Raw genomic sequence first — 18,438 nt, forward strand, 5'->3', positions numbered from 1 at the left:
CACAGTCTCAACCGGGGGCCTGACCACCGAGGAAGTACGGAGCTTCCCGATGGGTACCCCGCAGATTACCGCGCCCCCGTGCGCCCTGTCCCCCGCACCCGGGGGCGCCACACCGTCATCCGGTGTCATCCACATCAACTTCCGGCACGCCGCTGGCTTCACCGTCATCGGCAATCATCTCGCCCAGCATCACGGGCTCTCCCTCACCGCGATCGGGCTCGCCGCCCACATCCAGTCGCTCCCCGCCGGAGCCAAGATCGGCATCAAGCGCCTCGCCGAACGCTTCCCCGAGAGCGAAACCCGCATCGCCGCCGCCCTGCGCGAACTCGAAGCCCACGGCTACCTCCACCGCAGCCGCGTACGCCTCGCCGACGGCCGCATCGTCACCCGCACCGTCTCGTACAACCAGCCCGGCGCAACCCGTCAGCCCCGAACGGTTCCCAGCGAGCCGGCCCCGCTGCCCACACCACCGCCGCCGCCACGCGTAACCGCTCCCGAACCGCGCCCCGCACCACCCCCGGCGCCCACACCACGGCCGCAGCCGCAGCCCGCCCTCGTACCGGCCCCCACCGCGCGCACATCGCCGCCTCCGCCGCTCCCACAGCCGCAGGAGCTCACGTCGGAGCTTCAGCGCGTGGCCACCGCGCTCCTAGCCGACCTGCGCCGCCACACACCCCAACTCACCCTCGCCGAGCACGACATCCACTCCCTCACACCCGGCGTCGCCACCTGGCTCGAACGCGACGCCCACCCCGACACCATCCGCCACGCCCTCACCACCGACCTCCCGAACCTCCTGAAGCACCCAGCCAAGCTTCTGCGCCACCGGATCACGGCGCTCCTGCCACCGCCGCTGCCAGGAGCCCAGGACCTCGCACCCGCACGCCCTGGCGTCATCGTCATCCCGCTCCAGAACTGCGACCGCTGCGACCGCGCCTTCCGCTCCCGCCGCCCCGGCCACTGCCGCGACTGCCGCACCGAACTGCACACAGCCGCCTGACCGAAACATCACCCACAACCCGAACGGACCCGCATGGTCAGCTCGCCCCACGAGGCAATGCACCGCATCTTCCAGGAGTACCCCGGCCTCTTCTCCCGCGTCTCCGAGGTGCTCGGAGTCGACATCCCACCACCCACCTCAGCCACCGCGCTGCCCACCGACCTCACCGAAGCCCGTCCCGTCGAACGCCGGGTGGACACCCTCCTGCGCATCGAAACAGCGCATGACGGACCCTTCCTCCTCGCCATCGAAGCCCAGGGCAAGAAGGACCCACGCAAGACCGCCAGCTGGCCGTACTACGTCAGCTATCTCCACAACAGATATGGGCTGCCCATCCTGTTGCTGGTCGTCTGCCAGGACCACGCCACCGCCGAATGGGCCGCACGCCCCATCTCCATCGGCCTCCGCCAGTGGCAGACGTTCGCCCTGTATCCCCTCGTTGCGGGCCCGCACAACATGCCTGTCATCACCGATGTGGCCGAAGCCCGCAAGGACCTCGCACTCACCACCCTGGCCGCCATCACGCACGCCGACAATCCGGACGTCGGTGCCATACTGAAAACCCTGTCCGCCGCACTGCGGGACACACCGGAAGCAATCGCCGACCCCATCATCGAACTCACCGCACAAGGCCTGGGCAACCGCCCGGCCGCACAACAGTGGAGGAATCTGGTGGCCGTGGACCTCTCTTTCTACAAGTCGCCCCTCTCGGAAGAACTCCGGGACGAAGGCCGAGCCGAAGGCCGAGCCGAAGGTCGAGCCGAAGGTCGAGCCGAGGGACTCCTGCTCATCCTCGACGTGCGCGGTATCGCCATCACCGACGAGACCCGCGAGAAGATCACCGGCTGCGACGACCCTCAGCTCCTGCACCAGTGGCTCAACCGCGCCGCCACCGCCGCCTCCGCCGAGGAAGTCTTCGCCGAGGAGTAGCCCCGGTGGCTCACGGTGACTGCGCCCCTCCTGCCCGCATGCCCGCATACCGTTCACGGCTCCGCGCACGTCCGAGGGCCGGAGCAGGACGCGGGCCGCGGTGCGTCGGGGCCGTCACCGGACCTAGCTCGTCAAAGTGCCCTGGTGGAAGTACATGCGCCAGCCCACTCCCGTCAGACGCCACACGGAGCTCCTCCATGCTCGACGCCCGCCGTGGTCGGCGAAGTACGTCAGATGAACGATGCCGGGAGCGAGTACGGCCCCCGACATATCGCTGACCTCGACCGGAGCTTCGGGGGCCACCGAACCGTCACTCGTCACCGTGAGAATCGACGTCGCGTCCCAGCGCCGCCCCGACGCTCCGATCTCGAGGAACTCCGGGTCCAGGAGCTCCGAGACCAGGGCCGGCGAAGCACGCACGGCAGGGTCGAGAAGCCGCATCTCTGCCTCGATGGCCGCTTGAACGGCCCGCTCACTCTCGTCTGTCATGCACGAACCCTACGGACGTCCCTCGTCACGTCACAGCGAATAGTTCACACAACGCAAGCAGCAACACCGGCGATGACGTCGTCTCCCGTCAACATTCATGGCTGGGTGGATCACCAACTGCCTCTACTGTCCGTCGCCAATGAATCCAGCCCGCTTGTCACTGAACCCAGTCGTCGGCAGAACTCAGCAGGCACGGACGGACTTTGCTGCGCGCATCATCTCGAAGGCTGACGGTCGGTCCGCCTTGCGGCGCGGTCACGCAGGCCAGGCGTCAGTCCAGCGGACCAACCGGAGCAGGCGCAGAGGCTGATGGAACGCGACGGGTGGCGCGGCAGGATGATTCGCATGAGCACTCCGGACGCCGCCACGGCCGCAAACTCCGTTGCGCCGCCGCCCCGTTGGGCGGTCTGGGCCGCGCATCTGACCACGTTCGTTGTACTGCCGAGCGGGCTGTGGCGAATCGTCCTGGTGCTCGGCTATCCGGCCGGCTACCTGGACGAGAGCTTCGCGCACTTCGAGACGCTCGGCGCGAAGGCCTGGATGCTGACGCTGAGCGTGGTCTGCGAGCTTCTCGCCTTCCTGACGATCGGTCTGGTGCGGCCCTGGGGCGAAGTCGTGCCGCACTGGATACCGCTGATCGGAGGACGCGCCGTGCGCCCGATGGCCGCCGTCGTCCCAGCCGCCCTCGGCGCAGTGGCACTGACCGTGATGTGGGCCAATGTTCCCTGGTGGTGGACGTACCCGCACGATGACATGACGGACACCGGCGACCTCGTGGTCGGCGTCCTCTACCAACCGCTGGTCCTGTGGGGCCCCCTGCTCGCCGCCGTCACCGTCTCCTACTACCGCCGTCACCGCTCCCCGCGCAGCCGGGTCATGGCGTCTTGAAACAGCGCCCTGTTGGAGAACCTTGCCCCCGTGTCGGTCGACTGGGTTTGATGACAAACGGGACCCGCTGTCTGCGGCCCGGCTGATTCATCTCGCGCGGTGTCTTGGCTGCCTACACGCGTCTGGCCCCCGGTGTGCTACCGGGGGCCAGACGCGTATGGGCAATAACCGCTACGGCAGGTTCCGCGCCATGACGATGCGCTGGACCTGGTTCGTGCCCTCGTAGATCTGCGTGATCTTCGCGTCGCGCATCATCCGCTCCACCGGATAGTCCCGCGTGTAGCCGTAGCCGCCGAGCAACTGGACCGCGTCCGTGGTGACCTCCATCGCGACGTCGGAGGCGAAGCACTTGGCCGCGGCACCGAAGAAGGTGAGGTCGCCGTCGAGGCGCTCGGACTTGGCGGCGGCCGAGTAGGTGAGCTGGCGGGCCGCCTCCAGCTTCATGGCCATGTCGGCGAGCATGAACTGGACGCCCTGGAAGTCGCCGATCGGCTTGCCGAACTGCTTGCGCTCCTGGACGTAGCCCTTGGCGTAGTCGAGGGCTCCCTGGGCGATACCGAGGGCCTGGGCCGCGATCGTGATGCGGGTGTGGTCCAGGGTCTTCATCGCGGTGGCGAAGCCGGTGCCCTCCTCGCCGATGATGCGGTCGGCGGGGATACGGACGTTGTCGAAGTAGACCTCGCGGGTCGGGGAGCCCTTGATGCCGAGCTTCTTCTCCGGAGCGCCGAAGGAGACACCCTCGTCCGACTTCTCGACGACGAAGGCGGAGATGCCCTTGGAGCGCTTGGCCGGGTCGGTGACGGCCATGACCGTGTAGTACTCGGAGACGCCCGCGTTGGTGATCCAGCGCTTCACACCGTTGAGCACCCAGAAGTCGCCGTCGCGCACGGCCCTGGTCTTCATGCCCGCCGCGTCGGAACCGGCGTCGGGCTCGGAGAGGCAGTACGAGAACATGCCGTCGCCCTTGGCGAGCGGGCCCAGGTACTTCTTCTTCAGGTCCTCGGAGCCGGAGAGCACCACGGGAAGCGAGCCGAGCTTGTTCACGGCCGGGATGAGGGAGGAGGAGGCGCAGACACGGGCCACCTCCTCGATCACGATGACCGTGGCGAGGGCGTCGGCGCCCGCGCCGCCGTACTCCTCGGGTACGTGCACCGCGTGCAGGTCCGCGGCAGTCAAGGCGTCCAGCGCCTCCTGCGGGAAGCGCGCCTCCTCGTCGACCGCTGCCGCGTACGGGGCGATCTTCGCCTCGGCGAGCGCACGCACCGTCTCGCGGAGCATCTCGTGCTCCTCGGCCGGACGGTACAGGTCGAAATCGGTCGAACCCGCCAAGACGCTCACTCCCCAAAGATGCTAACTACCGTTAAGTAACCCGATTTTAGAGCGCCGCTCCCGCATGGCCTATGCAATGCGTGCGTGAGCTTCGCGACAGGGGTGGGAGAAGCTGCGCAGGCAGCTGGAAACCGGGCTTCCGGAGGCACGACTATGCTCGTTCACCGCACGTCTGTCCGCATCTCCCAGGAGCACTACATGGCCCTCAGGATCACTGTGATCGGCACCGGCTATCTCGGCGCCACCCACGCCGCGGCCATGGCGGAACTGGGCTTCGAAGTGCTCGGCCTCGATGTCGTGCCCGAGAAGATCGAGATGCTGAGCGCCGGCAAGGTCCCGATGTACGAGCCGGGCCTCGAAGAGCTGCTCCGCAAGCATGTGGAGGGCATCGAGGGAGCCACCGGACGGCTGCGGTTCACCACCTCGTGGGAAGAGGTGGCGGCCTTCGGCGATGTGCACTTCGTCTGCGTGAACACTCCGCAGAAGCACGGCGAGTACGCCTGCGACATGAGCTACGTCGACAGCGCCTTCGAGTCGCTGGCACCGCATCTGACCCGGCCCGCCCTGGTCGTCGGGAAGTCGACCGTGCCGGTGGGTTCGGCGGCCCGGCTCGCGGCTCGGCTGGCGGAGCTGGCGCCGGTGGGTGCGGAGGCGGAGCTGGCCTGGAACCCGGAGTTCCTGCGCGAGGGCTTCGCCGTGAAGGACACCCTGCACCCGGACCGGATCGTCGTCGGCGTGGCGAGCGAACGGGCCGAGAAGCTGCTGCGCGAGGTGTACGCGGTGCCGGTCGCCGAGGGGTCGCCGTTCGTGGTGACGGACTTCCCGACCGCCGAGCTGGTGAAGACCGCGGCCAATTCCTTCCTGGCCACGAAGATCTCGTTCATCAATGCCATGGCGGAGGTCTGCGAGGCCGCCGACGGCGATGTGAAGAAGCTGGCCGAGGCGATCGGGCACGACGAGCGGATCGGCTCCAAGTTCCTGCGGGCCGGGATCGGCTTCGGCGGCGGCTGTCTGCCGAAGGACATCCGGGCCTTCATGGCGCGCGCCGGTGAGCTGGGCGCGGACCAGGCACTGACCTTCCTCCGCGAGGTCGACTCGATCAATATGCGGCGCCGCGGCCACATGGTGGAGCTGGCCCGGGAGGCCGTGGGCGGCGATTCCTTCCTCGGCAAGCGGGTCGCGGTCCTGGGCGCGACGTTCAAGCCCGACTCGGACGACGTACGGGACTCACCGGCACTGAATGTGGCCGGGCAGATCCATCTGCAGGGCGGCCAGGTCACGGTCTTCGACCCGAAGGGCATGGACAACGCCCGGCGGCTCTTCCCGACCCTCGGTTACGCGGACTCGGCGCTGGACGCGGTGCGCGGCGCGGATGTGGTGCTGCATCTGACGGAGTGGCGCGAATTCCGCGAGCTGGACCCGGCGACGCTCGGCGAGGTCGCGTCCCGCCGGATAATCCTGGACGGCCGCAACGCGCTCGACAGCGAGCAGTGGCGCGAGGCCGGCTGGACGTACCGGGCGATGGGGCGCCCGAAGGCCTGACGTATCGGGTCCTCGGACCGGTTTCAGCCGCGCTTCGCGCGGTAGGTGCGCATTTTGGCGCGGGCGCCGCACACCGACATGGAGCACCAGCGGCGGCGCCCCGCCGGGCTGCGGTCGTAATAGGCCCATTGGCAGTCCTCGGCCTCGCACGCCTTGAGCCGGGCCCAGGTGCCGTCGGCTGCCGCGGTGGCGATGGCCGCCGCGACACGGGCGGTCAGAGAGGCCGGTTCGGCGGCGGGCCGCAGTGAGGCGGCGCCCGCCGCGTCCACGGTGACGCACAGGGGCGCTTCGGCGAGGAGCCGGTCGAGCGGGGGCGCTGCTGAGCCGTCCGGCGGGCGGTGGCCGGCATGGGCGAGGCAGGCGGTACGGAGCGCCTCGCGCAGAACGCGGGCGTCCGGGACGTCCGGCTCGGCGAGAGAGAAGGCGGCGCGCCCCTCCGCCGTATCGAGAGTGTCCGCACCGGTCTCGATGTCCAGTGTGTTGACCAGGGCCTCGATCAACGCGAGTCCACCGGGCGCGGAATCCTTCTCAATCATGGTTGCGACGTTACCTCCAATGCGGCAGCATGCAGTAACGGTTACCTGTTGAGGCGCTGTAGGGGTAACCGACTCGGCTCGGAGGAGGAAGTGTCATGACTGTCGCCACACTGGGTGCCATCGTTCTGGACTGCCCCGACCCCGTTGCGCTCGCCCGTTTCTACGCCGGGCTGCTCGGCGGGAAGGTCGGGGGCGGCGGTGAGGACTGGGTGGAGCTGACCGGTGGCGTGGCCGTGCCGCTCGCGTTCCAGGCCGCGCCCGGTTTCGTACCGCCGCGGTGGCCACGTCCGGACGGCTCGCAGCAGTTGCATCTGGATCTGACCGTGCCGGATCTGGACGCGGCGGAGCGGGAGGTGCTTGCGCTGGGTGCGACCGTGCTGGATGCGGAGGACCGGGCGCGGAGTTTCCGGGTGTACGCGGATCCTGCGGGGCACCCGTTCTGTCTGTGCGCGGGTTAGAAGCAGGCAGGAAAGCGTGCGGGGCGCCCCTGGGGGCGCCCCGCACGCGACAGTTCCGGCTCAGCCGGCCCTGGTGTCCAGCTGCTCGATCGTGGCGTGGGACGGGGCCCGGTGCGTGCTCAGCTCGCGTGCGACGTCCTCGGCGTCGCGCAGCACACGTACCGCGTTCTGCCAGGTGAGCTTGGCGAGATCGGCGGTGGACCAGCTCCGGCCGAGCAGCTCCGCGATCAGGTTCGGGTAGCCCGCGACGTCCCTAAGGCCCTCCGGGAGGAAGGCGGTGCCGTCGTAGTCGCCGCCGATGCCGATGTGATCGATCCCGGCGACCTCGCGCATGTGGTCGAGATGGTCGGCGATCGTCGCCACGGTGGCCATCGGGCGCGGGTTGGCCGCTTCGAAGGCTGCGTGGATCTTCATGGCCTGCGCGGTGGTGTCGAGGTGGTGCAGGCCGTGGGCGCGCATGTTCTCGTCCGCGGCCTGGGTCCAGGCGACGGCTGCCGGGAGGACGAACTTCGGTACGAACGTCGCCATGGCGATACCGCCGTTGGCCGGGAGCCGGACGAGGACGTCGTCGGGGATGTTGCGCGGGTGGTCGCAGATCGCGCGCGACGAGGAATGCGAGAAGATCACCGGCGCGGTGGAGGTGTCGAGCGCGTCGCGCATCGTGGTGGCCGCCACATGGGAGAGGTCGACCAGCATGCCGGTGCGGTTCATCTCCCGTACGACCTCGTGGCCGAAGGGCGAGAGACCGCCCACGCCCGGCTCGTCGGTCGCCGAGTCCGCCCACGCGATGTTGTCGTTGTGGGTGAGCGTCATGTAGCGGACGCCCAGGGCATGCAGCGCGCGCAGAGTGCCCAGCGAGTTGTTGATGGAGTGGCCGCCCTCGGCACCCATCAGGGAGGCGATACGGCCTTCGGCGCGAGCCGTCTCCATGTCGTCGGCGGTCAGGGCGCGCCGCAGGTCCGCGGGGTAGCGCTCCAGCAGCTCGGTGACCACGTCGATCTGTTCGAGGGTGGCGCTGACGGCTTCGTCGCCCGTCATGTCGGACTGTACGTAGACGGACCAGAACTGGGCACCGACGCCGCCCGCACGCAGCCGCGGGATGTCGGTGTGCAGATGGGCGGACTGGTCGGTGGCGATGTCGCGGGCGTCCAGGTCGTAGCCGACCTGTTCGCGCAGCGCCCACGGCAGATCGTTGTGGCCGTCGACGACGGGGTACTCGGCGAGGAGTTCGGCTGCCCGCTTCAGCTGGTCCACGGGTGGCCTACTTCCCGAAACCGAAGGAGTCGCTGCCCTCGACCTTGCTGCGCAGCCGCTTGCCCTTCTCCGTCGCCTGGTCGTTCAGCTCCTGCTGGAACTCGACCATGCGGGCCTGCAGCTCGCTGTCGTGGGCGGCGAGGATGCGTGCGGCGAGCAGCCCCGCGTTGCGTGCGCCGCCGACCGAGACGGTGGCGACGGGGACACCGGCGGGCATCTGCACGATGGAGAGCAGGCTGTCCATGCCGTCCAGGTACTTCAGCGGGACCGGGACGCCGATGACGGGCAGCGGGGTGACGGAGGCGAGCATGCCGGGCAGGTGGGCGGCGCCGCCCGCGCCCGCGATGATCGCCTTGAGGCCGCGGTCCGCCGCGTGCTCGCCGTACGCGATCATTTCGCGCGGCATGCGGTGGGCGGAGACGACGTCGACCTCGTAGGGAATCTCGAACTCGTCGAGGGCCTTGGCCGCTGCTTCCATGACGGGCCAGTCGGAGTCCGAGCCCATGACGATGCCGACGACCGGCGCGGCGGAGGCGGGGGAAGTCATTCGGTGATCGTTCCTCGCAGGTAGTCGGCCGCGTGCCGGGCGCGCTCGCGCACGTCCGCCAGGTCGTCGCCGTAGGTGTTGACGTGTCCCACCTTGCGGCCGGGCTTCACGTCCTTGCCGTACATGTGGATCTTGAGCTGCGGGTCGCGGGCCATGCAGTGCAGATACGCCTGGTACATGTCCGGATAGTCGCCGCCGAGCACATTGGACATGACCGTCCAGGTGGCACGCGGGCGCGGGTCGCCGAGCGGGAGGTCGAGGACGGCCCGGACGTGGTTGGCGAACTGCGAGGTGATCGCGCCGTCCTGGGTCCAGTGCCCGGAGTTGTGCGGGCGCATCGCGAGCTCGTTGACCAGGATGCCGGGCTTCCCGTCGGGTCCGCGGGTCTCGAAGAGTTCGACGGCGAGATGGCCGACGACGCCGAGCTCGGAGGCGATACGGAGAGCGAGCTGCTGGGCCTCGCCCGCGAGCCGCTCGTCCAGCTCCGGGGCCGGGGCGATGACCGTGTCACAGACCCCGTCGACCTGGATCGACTCGACGACCGGGTACGCGACGGCCTGGCCGTGCGGCGAGCGGACGATATTGGCCGCCAGCTCCCGTACGAAGTCGACCTTCTCCTCCGCGAGGACCGCGACACCGGCCCGGAAGGGGTCGGCCGCGTCCGCCTCGGAGCGGACCACCCAGACGCCCTTGCCGTCGTAGCCGCCGCGGACCGTCTTGAGGATGACGGGGAAGCCCCCGACCTCTTCCGCGAAGGCCGCGACGTCGGCCGGGTCCTTCACGATGCGGTGGCGGGGACAGGGCGCGCCGATCTCGGTGAGCTTCGCGCGCATCACCCCCTTGTCCTGGGCGTGCACCAGCGCATCGGGTCCCGGGCGCACGGGAATGCCGTCCGCCTCCAGGGCCCGCAGGTGTTCGGTCGGTACGTGCTCGTGATCGAAGGTGATCACGTCACAGCCGCGCGCGAAGGCACGCAGCGTGTCCAGGTCGCGATAGTCGCCGACGACGACTTCGCTCACCACCTGGGCCGCCGAGTCCTGGGGGGTGTCACTGAGGAGCTTGAACTTGATGCCGAGGGGGATGCCCGCCTCGTGGGTCATACGGGCGAGCTGACCGCCACCGACCATGCCGACTACCGGGAACGTCACTCCTCCAGGGTATCCGCCGCTCCGGGGGTCGCCCGACGATGCCCTCCGCCCGCCCCGGCGGCGGGCACGTCACAGCATCGCCACACCTGACAGGACATCCACAGGCGGCCCATGGACCGGCTGGATAGCATGACCGGGTTGACGTAACCGACAGACGGGCTGAGCGATCACCATGAGCGAACGGGGCGCACTGCGAACCCGGCTGGATCTGCTGGCCCGGGAGGTCGCCAAGTTCGGCGCGGTCGGCGCACTCGGCCTGGTGGTCAATATCGCGGTGTCCAACCTGCTCTGGCGCACCACGGACCTTCAGGTGGTACGGGCAGGTCTGCTGGCGACGTTCGTCGCCATCCTCTTCAATTACGTCGGCTTCCGCTACTGGACGTACCGGGACCGTGACAAGAGCGGGCGGACCCGGGAGCTGACGCTGTTCCTGCTGTTCAGCGCGGTGGGTGCGGTCATCGAGACCGGTGTCCTGTACGCGGCGACGTACGGGTTCGGGTGGAACAGCCCGGTCCAGAGCAATGTCTTCAAGATCCTCGGGATCGGCATCGCGACGCTTTTCCGCTTCTGGTCCTACCGGACGTGGGTATTCAAGGCGCTGCCCGTGAAGGAGACCGTGCTGAGCGCGGAGGGGTTCCTGAAGCAGGGACGTACGGAGCAGGTGCCGCGGGTCGAGGCGGATCCGGTGCGGCGGTAGCCGCCCACCGCACACGCTCACCGCACCGGGCGTTCCGGTTCCTGTCTGTTCAGGGCAACCCGGCTGAGGAACAGGGCGAAGACCGCCGGCTGCTGCTGGAGCAGTTCGAGGCGGCCGCCGTCCGCCTCCGCGAGGTCCCTGGCGACCGCGAGGCCGATGCCGGTGGAGTTGCGGCCGCTGATCGTCCGCTCGAAGATCCTGGCGCCGAGATCGGGGGGCACGCCCGGGCCCTCGTCCGTGACCTCGATCACCGCCTGATTGCCGGTGACCCGGGTGCGCAGCGCGACCGTACCGCCGCCGTGCATCAGTGAGTTCTCGATCAGTGCGGCCAGCACCTGGGCGACCGCGCCCGGCGTACCGACGGCCCGCAGCCCCTGCTTTCCGGAGCGGACGATGGCGCGGCCCTCGCCCCGGTAGGCCGGGCGCCACTCCTCGATCTGCTGCTTGACGACCTCGTCGAGATCGAAGACGACGGCGGAGCCGGTGCGCGGATCGCGGGCGTTGGTCAGCAGCCGCTCCACCACATCGGTGAGCCGCTCGACCTGGGTGAGGGCGATGTTCGCCTCCTCCTTCACCGTGTCCGGGTCGTCGGTGACCGAGATCTCCTCGATCCGCATGGAGAGCGCGGTCAGCGGCGTACGGAGCTGGTGCGAGGCGTCGGCGGCCAGCCGGCGTTCCGCGGTCAGCATCCGGGCGATCCGTTCGGCGGAGGAGTCCAGGACGTCGGCGACCCGGTCCAGCTCCGGCACTCCGTACCGCTTGTGGCGCGGTCGTGGATCGCCGGAGCCCAGGCGTTCGGCGGTCTCGGCGAGGTCCGTCAGCGGCGAGGTCAGCTTGTTGGCCTGGCGTACGGCGAGGAGCACGGCCGAGACGATGGCCAGCAGTGCCACCGCGCCGATGATCATCAGGGTGCGGCCGACCTCACGGGTGACGGCGGAGCTGGACTCCTCGACGGTGACGCGCTCGCCCCGTTCTCCCTCGGCAGTGCTGCTGATCACCCTGCCGGTGGGGCGCGTACCGACTTCGAGGGGGGCGCGTCCGGGGATCTTGACCAGTGCGTAGCGCTTGCTGGAGATCTGTTGGGCCAGCAGCGCGGAGTTGATCCGCTCCGCCCCCAGGAGCCGGCTCTCGACGACGCTGATCAGCCGCAGCGCCTCGGAGTCGACGCTCTCCTGGGCGCTGTTGCTGATGGTGCGGCTCTCGACGATGACGAGGGAGACGCCGAAGACGGCGATCACCACGAGCACCACGGCGAGTGTGGAGTTGATCAGTCTGCGGCGCATGAGTGCTTCTGTACGTCAGCTCTTCTCGAAGCGGAAGCCGACGCCCCGTACGGTCGCGATGTAGCGGGGGTTGGCCGCGTCGTCACCGAGCTTCTTGCGGAGCCAGGAGATGTGCATGTCGAGGGTCTTGGTCGACGACCACCAGGTGGTGTCCCAGACCTCACGCATCAGCTGGTCACGCGTGACGACCCGGCCGGCGTCGCGGACCAGGACCCGCAGCAGGTCGAACTCCTTGGCCGTGAGCTGGAGTTCCTCGTCGCCCATCCAGGCCCGGTGCGACTCGACGTCGATCCTGACGCCGTGGGTGGCGGGCTGCGGAGCGGGTTCGGTGGCGCCACGACGCAGCAGGGCCCGGACGCGGGCGAGCAGTTCGGCGAGACGGAAGGGCTTGGTGACGTAATCGTCGGCGCCCGCGTCCAGGCCGACGACGGTGTCCACCTCGTCGGCGCGGGCGGTCAGCACCAGGATCGGCACGGTGTGGCCTTCGGCACGGAGCCTGCGGGCAACTTCGAGGCCGTCCATCCCGGGCAGGCCCAGGTCGAGTACGACCAGGTCGACTCCGCCCTGGAGGCCGGCGTCGAGAGCGGTCGGACCGTCTTCACGGACCTCGACCTCGTAACCCTCCCGACGCAGGGCGCGGGCCAGCGGCTCCGAGATGGATGCGTCGTCCTCGGCGAGCAGTACACGGGTCATGGAGTGATGGTAGTCCGCGCAGGGCGGATGCTGTGAGGTGATCAAAAAGCCCTGCGGGTCCGTGAGGAAAACGGAGAGAGACCTTCGAATATGCGAGTGTGGTTGCATCGCAACCTGTGATCCATCTCTCAAGTCCATTCATATACGGCACTGTCGTGTCGTATGGTGGCTCGACGCCTGTTGCACTACTCAAGGACCCTTGGGCAGCTTTTAGCGCCGAGGGTCTCTTTTGTTCTGCCGGCTGGTACCCGCCAGTCGTGAAGCTCAGTGAATGACCTGTGGCCGGGCCCGGAACGCGAGGATGCGCACCGGGCGTGGATCCCGATGCGGTCGGTCCCCGTCTTCTTCAGTCGGCTCCTCGATGGGTCCGGCGGTCGGGACGAATCCCCTGTCAGGCGTTGGGGTGGGGCATGTCGTTGTCGGTGCCGGCCTCCCCCCACCGGGCGCGTAACGCTCACGAGGCGTCGCGTCCCGAGCAAGCAAGGATCGACCATGGCGTCCAGCCTGACGAAGGACTCGGCCAGTACTTCTGGATCCGAGAAGACCTTCTTCGGCCACCCCCGCGGCCTGGCCACTCTCTTCATGACCGAGATGTGGGAGCGCTTCAGCTACTACGGCATGAGGGCCCTGCTCCCCCTCTACTTGATCGCCCCCAACGGGCTTCACATGAACCCGGCCACGGCCACGGCGATCTACTCGGTCTACGTGTCGCTGGTCTACCTGCTCGCCATGCCCGGCGGCTGGTTCGGCGACCGTGTCTGGGGTCCGCGCAAGACCGTCGCCGTCGCCGGTGCCGTCATCATGATCGGCCACCTGGCGCTGGCGCTGCCCTCGCAGGGCACCTTCTTCGCCGGTCTCGGACTGGTCGCCATCGGCTCCGGTCTGCTGAAGTCCAACATCTCGACGATGGTCGGCCACCTCTACGACGGCCCGGACGACCCGCGCCGCGACGGTGGCTTCACGATCTTCTACATGGGCATCAACGCGGGTGCCTTCGCGGCGCCGCTGATCATCGGCACCGTCGGTGAGAACGTCAACTGGCACCTGGGCTTCGCGCTCGCCGCGGTCGGCATGGGACTCGGCCTCGCCCAGTTCATGATGGGCACCCGCCACCTGAACGAGCGCAGCCTCGTCGTCCCGAAGCCGCTGTCCGCCGCCGAGCGGGCGAGCACGCTGCGCAAGGGCATGATCTGGCTGGCCGTCGCGGCCGTCTTCTACATCGTCACGGTCGCCACCGGCGTCTACACGCTCAACTGGCTCCTGGTCCCCATCACCGTCGCGGGCCTGGTCATTCCGGTCGTCGTCCTGGCGCGCATCAAGCGCGACAAGGAGCTCAGCGCCACCGAGCAGTCGAAGATGTCCGGCTACATCTGGTTCTTCGTCGCCGCCGCCATCTTCTGGATGATCTACGACCAGGGCGGTTCGACGGTCGCGATCTTCGCCGACTCCTCGGCCGACAACAGTGTCTTCGGCTGGAACTTCCCGGTCTCCTGGTACCAGTCGGTCAACCCGGTCCTGATCATGGCGCTGGCCCCGCTCTTCGCCGCCTTCTGGCTGTCGCTGAACCGTCGCGGCAAGGAGCCCAGCACCATCGTGAAGTTCAGCTCCGGCCTGGTGCTGGTCGGTGCGTCGTTCTTCCTCTTCCTGATGCCGCTGACGATCGCGACCGACGGCCACAAGGCCGCCGCGATGTGGCTGGTCGCGATCTACTTCGTCCAGACGGTCGCCGAGCTGACGCTGTCCCCGGTGGGCCTCTCCGTCACCACGAAGATGGCTCCGGCCAAGTACGCCAGCCAGATGATGGGTGTCTGGTTCCTGGCCGTCACTGCCGGTGACTGCACCACGGGTCTGCTGTCCATCGCGGGTGTGGAGCTCAACGGCACCGGCGTGGTCACACTGCAGGCCTTCCTCGCCGTTGCCGCGGGTGTCGCGGTCTTCATGTACCGCGGCAAGGTCAAGCAGCTCATGGGCGACGTGCGCTGACGCACCGGACCCGGCTGTACGAAGGGCCGCTGCACCGATCTTGGGTTCCAGGAGTCGGTGCAGCGGCCCTTCGCGTGCGTCCGTACGGAGCTCAGCTCACCTGGTGCCGCGCAGCCTGCGCCACGGTGTGAAGGTGAACACGGCGCCGCCCAGCAGGATCGCCGTCCCCGCGACCAGACCGAGTGCGCGCAGGGTGCCGTTGTCCTCGGCCCCGGTGGCCGCCAGTCCGCCGCCGGAGTCCGTGCCGCCTGCCGTGGAGCCCGTGGTGGTGCCTCCGGAGGCGCCGCCCTGCTGGGCTGTGGTGTCGAGTTCCAGCGACGGGGTCACCGAGCCCTTGACCTTGCAGGGGATGTTGATCTTCGAGGAGCCCAGGGTGACATCGATCGTCAGGGTGCCGGGGCTGAGTGTGGATTTCCCGGACGCGCCCGGCTTGTAGGTGCCGGTCATGTCGGACAGATCGACCGGCTTGCCCTGCTCCAGCGGTTCGGCGTTGGCGGGTCCGGTGACCTTCACCGAGCCCTTGTCGGCGCCGCCGATGACGACATCCATGGACGGCTTGAGCGCACCGGCGGGCAGCGCGGCGGGGCTGTCCATCACGCCCTTGGCAGTCTTGACCGTGAGCGCGTAGCTCCCGCCGCTCTTCTTCGCGTTGATCGTCACCTTGGAGGCGATGCCGGCCGGTCCCGGGGACGTACAGGCGAAGTTGACCGAGACCTCCTTGCCGGGGAAGTCGGTCTGCCCGCCGCCGGAGCCCGAGGTGGTGCCGCCCGCGGTCGTCGTGCCACCGGAGTCCGTGCCACCCGCGTCCGTACCGCCCGCGGTCGTGCCCGCAGTCGTGCCGCCCGCGGTCGTCGTGCCGCCCGCGGTGGTGGAGCCGGTGGTGGAGCCGGTGGTCGTGCCGCCCGCGGTCGTGGATCCGCCGCCGTCCGTGACCTTGATGGTCGCGCCCGGCTGCACCGTCTCCTTCGGGGTGCACTTGGTGTCCGTGGAGATCGGCTTGGAGACGTTGATGTTGTAGGCGTCCGGTGTCAGCGTGATCTCACCGGCCTTCTCCAGCTTCAGTGTGCCCTTCATGTCGGGCAGCACCATGGCGCTGTTCTTGGGGATCGGCGGGTTCTGCCGCGGCCCTTCCATCTGCAGGGTGCCCGTGGCCGCGCCGCCCACCTTGATGGTGCCGGTCGGCTTGACCGTGTCCTTCTCCAGGTCGAGGACGTCGGGGTTCCTGGAAGCGGCCTCGACCGTCTTCCACACCACCTCGACGGTGTCCCCGACCTTCGCCTCGGCCGGCGCGGTCAGTTGCACCTTGGTGGTGCCCTGCACGGGCGGCAGCCCGGAGATGGGCGGGGGAATGCACTCCGTCTTGTACGAGATGTCGGCGGCCTGGGCCGGGCTCGCGGCCAGCAGCATGCCCGCGCCACCGAGCATCATCGCGACTCCCGCCGCGACCGTCCTGCGTTGCGTACTCACGAATGTCCCTTCGTCGTCGGTCTGTTCTCTGACGGTGCGGAATCGGGTGTGAACCATGGCAGCGCGGCCGTGGTGCCGGGCGCTGCCGCGGGGCTCTCGGCGGGGCTCTGGGCGGGCCCCGGTGCGCGGCGCAGCTTCGGGAGCCTGGCGGTCACATCGGCCAGTTGCGGGTGGCGGTGGCGCCCGGCGCGGACCGGGGTACGCGAGGCGCGGGGACGTACCTTGTCGACGATCGCCATGCCGATGCGGAACACGGCGGCCGGTACGACGACGCACAGCAGGATCCAGAAGAGCGTGACTCCCCAGGGGCGGCCGACCCCCCACGGCTGCTCGGCCAGCACCTTGCCGCCGTACTTCAGCGAGACCTGGTAGTCGCCGTGGGCGCCCGCCGTCAGTTCGACCGGCAGCCTGATCTGCGCCTTGCGGCCGGACTCGATGGTGCCGCGCCACTGCCGCTCGTCCCACTGCGGGGCGAAGACGCCGTGCGCGGTGCCGATCCGGAAGACCGGATCCTTGACGGGAGCGGAGCCCAGATTGCCCACGGTGAAGACCAGTTGCCGGGAGGGCGGGGCGCCGAACCAGGTGAGGATTCCGCTGTCGCCCTCGAGCCGGGTGGTGGCCAGCACCGCGAGCCTGCCCCCCTCGCTCTCCTTCGGCAGCGCGGCGACCGGGTGGCCGGCGACGACGAACACGGCGTCGGCGGTGGCCTGTTCCCCGGTGACGGTGGCGACATGCACCACACAGGGGCAGGGTGCGGGCGGCTCGGCGACCGGCATCTTCTTGCTGAAGTCGCCCTCGGTGCCGGTGGTGACGGCACGCCCCTCGGCGTTGGCACAGGAGTTGGTGCCGCCGATCACACCGCGGTCCGGCGTGGACTGTCCGCAGATCAGCATCATCAGCAGCGTGTTCGGGCGCCAGCCGCTGCCCTTGACGGTGATGTCACCGCCCTTGCCCGCCTGCTGCTTGGACAGGGTGACCGCGGGCTTCGCGTCCGCGGCCCTCGTACCCGCCGCGTCGGCTCCGGCCGCGGAGAGCATCAGCAGTGCGGGCAGCAGGGCGCCGAGCAGCGCGGCCGCCCACCGGTGGCTGCCGCTCCGGAGTGATGCCGGTCCGGCCTGTCCAGTCACGATTCCGCTCCCGCCTTCACCAAGTGCCTTCTCTCCGAGTGCCGTTGATCTCCCGATGACTGTCCGGGCCCGCCGTCGTCCGGTGACCGTCTGCGTGAGCGCCGGAGCCGGTACGCGCCCGCGGCGACGGCGGCCAGGAGCAGCAGTGCGCCGCCGGTCACCGGCGCCCACGGGACGAAGGCCGCACGGGCCGTCGCCTCGCTGTGCGCGCCGCCCGCCGCCGTGACGCTCAGCCGCACGGTCACCGAGTCGAGGGCCGGGGCATCCCGCCACGGTTCGCCGAGCCTGACGCGCTGTCCGGGCAGCAGCTCCACCGGCAGCGTGCGCGCCTCGCGCCGCAGCAGCGTCCCGAACACTCCGTCGGCGCCGACGGCGATGCGCGGCGCCAGCACCGTGTTGCCGCGGTTGACCAGCGTGTAGTGGATGGCCTGCCCGGACACGGTGACGTCCTCGACGGTGAGCGCGGCCAGCGTCGGCCCGCCGACCCGCAGTTGGAGCCGTACGCCCACCGAGCGGTCGCCGCTCCGCACGACGATCGCACCGGGGTGGTCGCCGGGGCTCGCGCCCGTCGGCACCGTGACGGAGAACGGCACATCGGCGCGGGTGCGGGCCGGCACGGTCACCTCGGCGGCGGCGGTTCGCAGCCAGGCACCGGTCCCGGTGGAGCCCTTGCCACCGCGTACCGCGAAGTCGCCGTCCTCGGCGTTGTACGCGTCGGCGCCGCGCAGCCGCACGGTGACCGGGGCCGTACCGGAGTTGATGACGGAGAGCCGGTCCTGGAGAACGGTGCCGGGCGGGCCCTCCAGGTAGAAGTACGGTCTGCCGCCGTCCGTCCGGGAACCGCTCACCGCGGGCTGCGCCGTCCACGACGCGGCGCTCGCGGGCGTCGGCCTCCGGGCCGCGGCACCGGCCACCGGAGTCATGGCGAAGGTGAACAGCAGTACGGCGAGGACGAGTCGGGCGGCGTGACCGGTCGGCGACGGCATGGGCAGCTCCCTGGTGCGTGACGGCGGCGGCGGGATCGTGGGGGCCGGGGCCTTTCTTCCGGATCCGGCCCGATCCGGAGG

The 18,438-nt window shown here is 69.5% G+C and carries 18 protein-coding genes; 7 read left to right on the top strand and 11 right to left on the bottom strand.

Annotation, left to right across the window (positions count from 1 at the left end):
• The first annotated feature begins 49 nt into the window (after positions 1–49).
• Both ACFVYE_RS10150 and ACFVYE_RS10155 read left to right on the top strand, forming a co-directional pair.
• Positions 50–1,000, top strand: coding sequence for a helix-turn-helix domain-containing protein (locus tag ACFVYE_RS10150; RefSeq protein WP_383966778.1), 951 nt, complete (start codon positions 50–52; stop codon positions 998–1,000).
• Positions 1,001–1,033: 33 nt separating this feature from the next.
• Positions 1,034–1,930 (top strand): hypothetical protein, encoded by an 897-nt coding sequence (locus ACFVYE_RS10155; protein WP_383966775.1) that lies wholly within the window; start codon positions 1,034–1,036, stop codon positions 1,928–1,930.
• 123 nt (positions 1,931–2,053) lie between these two features.
• On the opposite strand, the gene ACFVYE_RS10160 is transcribed toward ACFVYE_RS10155, so the two are convergent.
• A complete protein-coding gene (locus ACFVYE_RS10160; RefSeq protein WP_383966772.1) occupies positions 2,054–2,419 on the bottom strand; it encodes a DUF4440 domain-containing protein in 366 nt (121 codons plus the stop codon).
• A 345-nt stretch (positions 2,420–2,764) separates the two neighbouring features.
• Between ACFVYE_RS10160 and ACFVYE_RS10165 the strand changes: the two genes are divergently transcribed.
• On the top strand, positions 2,765–3,307 hold the full coding sequence (locus ACFVYE_RS10165) for a hypothetical protein (RefSeq protein WP_383966769.1): 543 nt from the start codon (positions 2,765–2,767) through the stop codon (positions 3,305–3,307).
• A 171-nt stretch (positions 3,308–3,478) separates the two neighbouring features.
• Here ACFVYE_RS10165 and ACFVYE_RS10170 read toward each other — a convergent pair whose 3' ends face one another.
• A complete protein-coding gene (locus ACFVYE_RS10170; protein WP_383979413.1) occupies positions 3,479–4,636 on the bottom strand; it encodes an acyl-CoA dehydrogenase in 1,158 nt (385 codons plus the stop codon).
• A 198-nt stretch (positions 4,637–4,834) separates the two neighbouring features.
• Here ACFVYE_RS10170 and ACFVYE_RS10175 point away from each other — a divergent pair, with 198 nt between their 5' ends.
• Positions 4,835–6,178: a UDP-glucose dehydrogenase family protein gene (locus ACFVYE_RS10175; RefSeq protein ID WP_383979410.1), complete on the top strand. Its 1,344-nt coding sequence runs from the start codon at positions 4,835–4,837 to the stop codon at positions 6,176–6,178.
• 23 nt (positions 6,179–6,201) lie between these two features.
• On the opposite strand, the gene ACFVYE_RS10180 is transcribed toward ACFVYE_RS10175, so the two are convergent.
• Positions 6,202–6,714: a CGNR zinc finger domain-containing protein gene (locus ACFVYE_RS10180; protein WP_383979407.1), complete on the bottom strand. Its 513-nt coding sequence runs from the start codon at positions 6,712–6,714 to the stop codon at positions 6,202–6,204.
• Between the two features lie 95 nt (positions 6,715–6,809).
• Here ACFVYE_RS10180 and ACFVYE_RS10185 point away from each other — a divergent pair, with 95 nt between their 5' ends.
• A complete protein-coding gene (locus tag ACFVYE_RS10185; RefSeq protein ID WP_383979404.1) occupies positions 6,810–7,172 on the top strand; it encodes a VOC family protein in 363 nt (120 codons plus the stop codon).
• Positions 7,173–7,232: 60 nt separating this feature from the next.
• On the opposite strand, the gene ACFVYE_RS10190 is transcribed toward ACFVYE_RS10185, so the two are convergent.
• Genes ACFVYE_RS10190 through ACFVYE_RS10200 form a run of 3 tightly spaced genes read right to left on the bottom strand, consistent with a single transcriptional unit; the run spans position 7,233 to position 10,121 of the window.
• Positions 7,233–8,426 (bottom strand): dipeptidase, encoded by a 1,194-nt coding sequence (locus ACFVYE_RS10190; protein WP_383969503.1) that lies wholly within the window; start codon positions 8,424–8,426, stop codon positions 7,233–7,235.
• 7 nt (positions 8,427–8,433) lie between these two features.
• Positions 8,434–8,973 (bottom strand): 5-(carboxyamino)imidazole ribonucleotide mutase, encoded by a 540-nt coding sequence (gene purE / locus ACFVYE_RS10195; protein ID WP_383850917.1) that lies wholly within the window; start codon positions 8,971–8,973, stop codon positions 8,434–8,436.
• The gene (locus ACFVYE_RS10200; protein WP_389604988.1) at positions 8,970–10,121 is read right to left on the bottom strand and encodes a 5-(carboxyamino)imidazole ribonucleotide synthase; all 1,152 of its coding nucleotides are present in this window, start codon (positions 10,119–10,121) and stop codon (positions 8,970–8,972) included. The genes purE and ACFVYE_RS10200 overlap by 4 nt, the downstream gene beginning before the upstream one ends.
• Positions 10,122–10,293: 172 nt before the next feature.
• On the opposite strand from ACFVYE_RS10200, the gene ACFVYE_RS10205 reads away from it, so the two are divergent.
• Positions 10,294–10,818, top strand: coding sequence for a GtrA family protein (locus ACFVYE_RS10205; RefSeq protein ID WP_383969509.1), 525 nt, complete (start codon positions 10,294–10,296; stop codon positions 10,816–10,818).
• A gap of 17 nt (positions 10,819–10,835) precedes the next feature.
• Here ACFVYE_RS10205 and ACFVYE_RS10210 read toward each other — a convergent pair whose 3' ends face one another.
• Positions 10,836–12,101 (bottom strand): ATP-binding protein, encoded by a 1,266-nt coding sequence (locus ACFVYE_RS10210; RefSeq protein WP_383969512.1) that lies wholly within the window; start codon positions 12,099–12,101, stop codon positions 10,836–10,838.
• A 15-nt stretch (positions 12,102–12,116) separates the two neighbouring features.
• Positions 12,117–12,794, bottom strand: a complete 678-nt coding sequence (locus tag ACFVYE_RS10215) for a response regulator transcription factor (protein ID WP_383969515.1) — start codon at positions 12,792–12,794, stop codon at positions 12,117–12,119.
• Positions 12,795–13,286: 492 nt separating this feature from the next.
• Here ACFVYE_RS10215 and ACFVYE_RS10220 point away from each other — a divergent pair, with 492 nt between their 5' ends.
• Positions 13,287–14,777 carry an oligopeptide:H+ symporter gene (locus ACFVYE_RS10220; protein ID WP_383969518.1) on the top strand — a complete coding sequence of 497 codons (1,491 nt, stop codon included), beginning with the start codon at positions 13,287–13,289 and terminating at the stop codon, positions 14,775–14,777.
• Between the two features lie 96 nt (positions 14,778–14,873).
• Here ACFVYE_RS10220 and ACFVYE_RS10225 read toward each other — a convergent pair whose 3' ends face one another.
• From ACFVYE_RS10225 to ACFVYE_RS10235, 3 genes are read right to left on the bottom strand one after another with little or no spacing between them, the layout of a single operon-like run.
• Positions 14,874–16,202 (bottom strand): hypothetical protein, encoded by a 1,329-nt coding sequence (locus ACFVYE_RS10225; RefSeq protein ID WP_389605113.1) that lies wholly within the window; start codon positions 16,200–16,202, stop codon positions 14,874–14,876.
• 38 nt (positions 16,203–16,240) lie between these two features.
• The gene (locus tag ACFVYE_RS10230) at positions 16,241–17,371 is read right to left on the bottom strand and encodes a hypothetical protein (RefSeq protein ID WP_383969520.1); all 1,131 of its coding nucleotides are present in this window, start codon (positions 17,369–17,371) and stop codon (positions 16,241–16,243) included.
• A complete protein-coding gene (locus tag ACFVYE_RS10235; RefSeq protein WP_389604991.1) occupies positions 17,368–18,357 on the bottom strand; it encodes a hypothetical protein in 990 nt (329 codons plus the stop codon). Before ACFVYE_RS10235 ends, ACFVYE_RS10230 begins: the two co-directional genes overlap by 4 nt.
• Positions 18,358–18,438 lie beyond the last annotated feature (81 nt).

The sequence above is a fragment of the Streptomyces sp. NPDC058239 genome (genome assembly GCF_042882185.1).
Classification (GTDB): domain Bacteria; phylum Actinomycetota; class Actinomycetes; order Streptomycetales; family Streptomycetaceae; genus Streptomyces.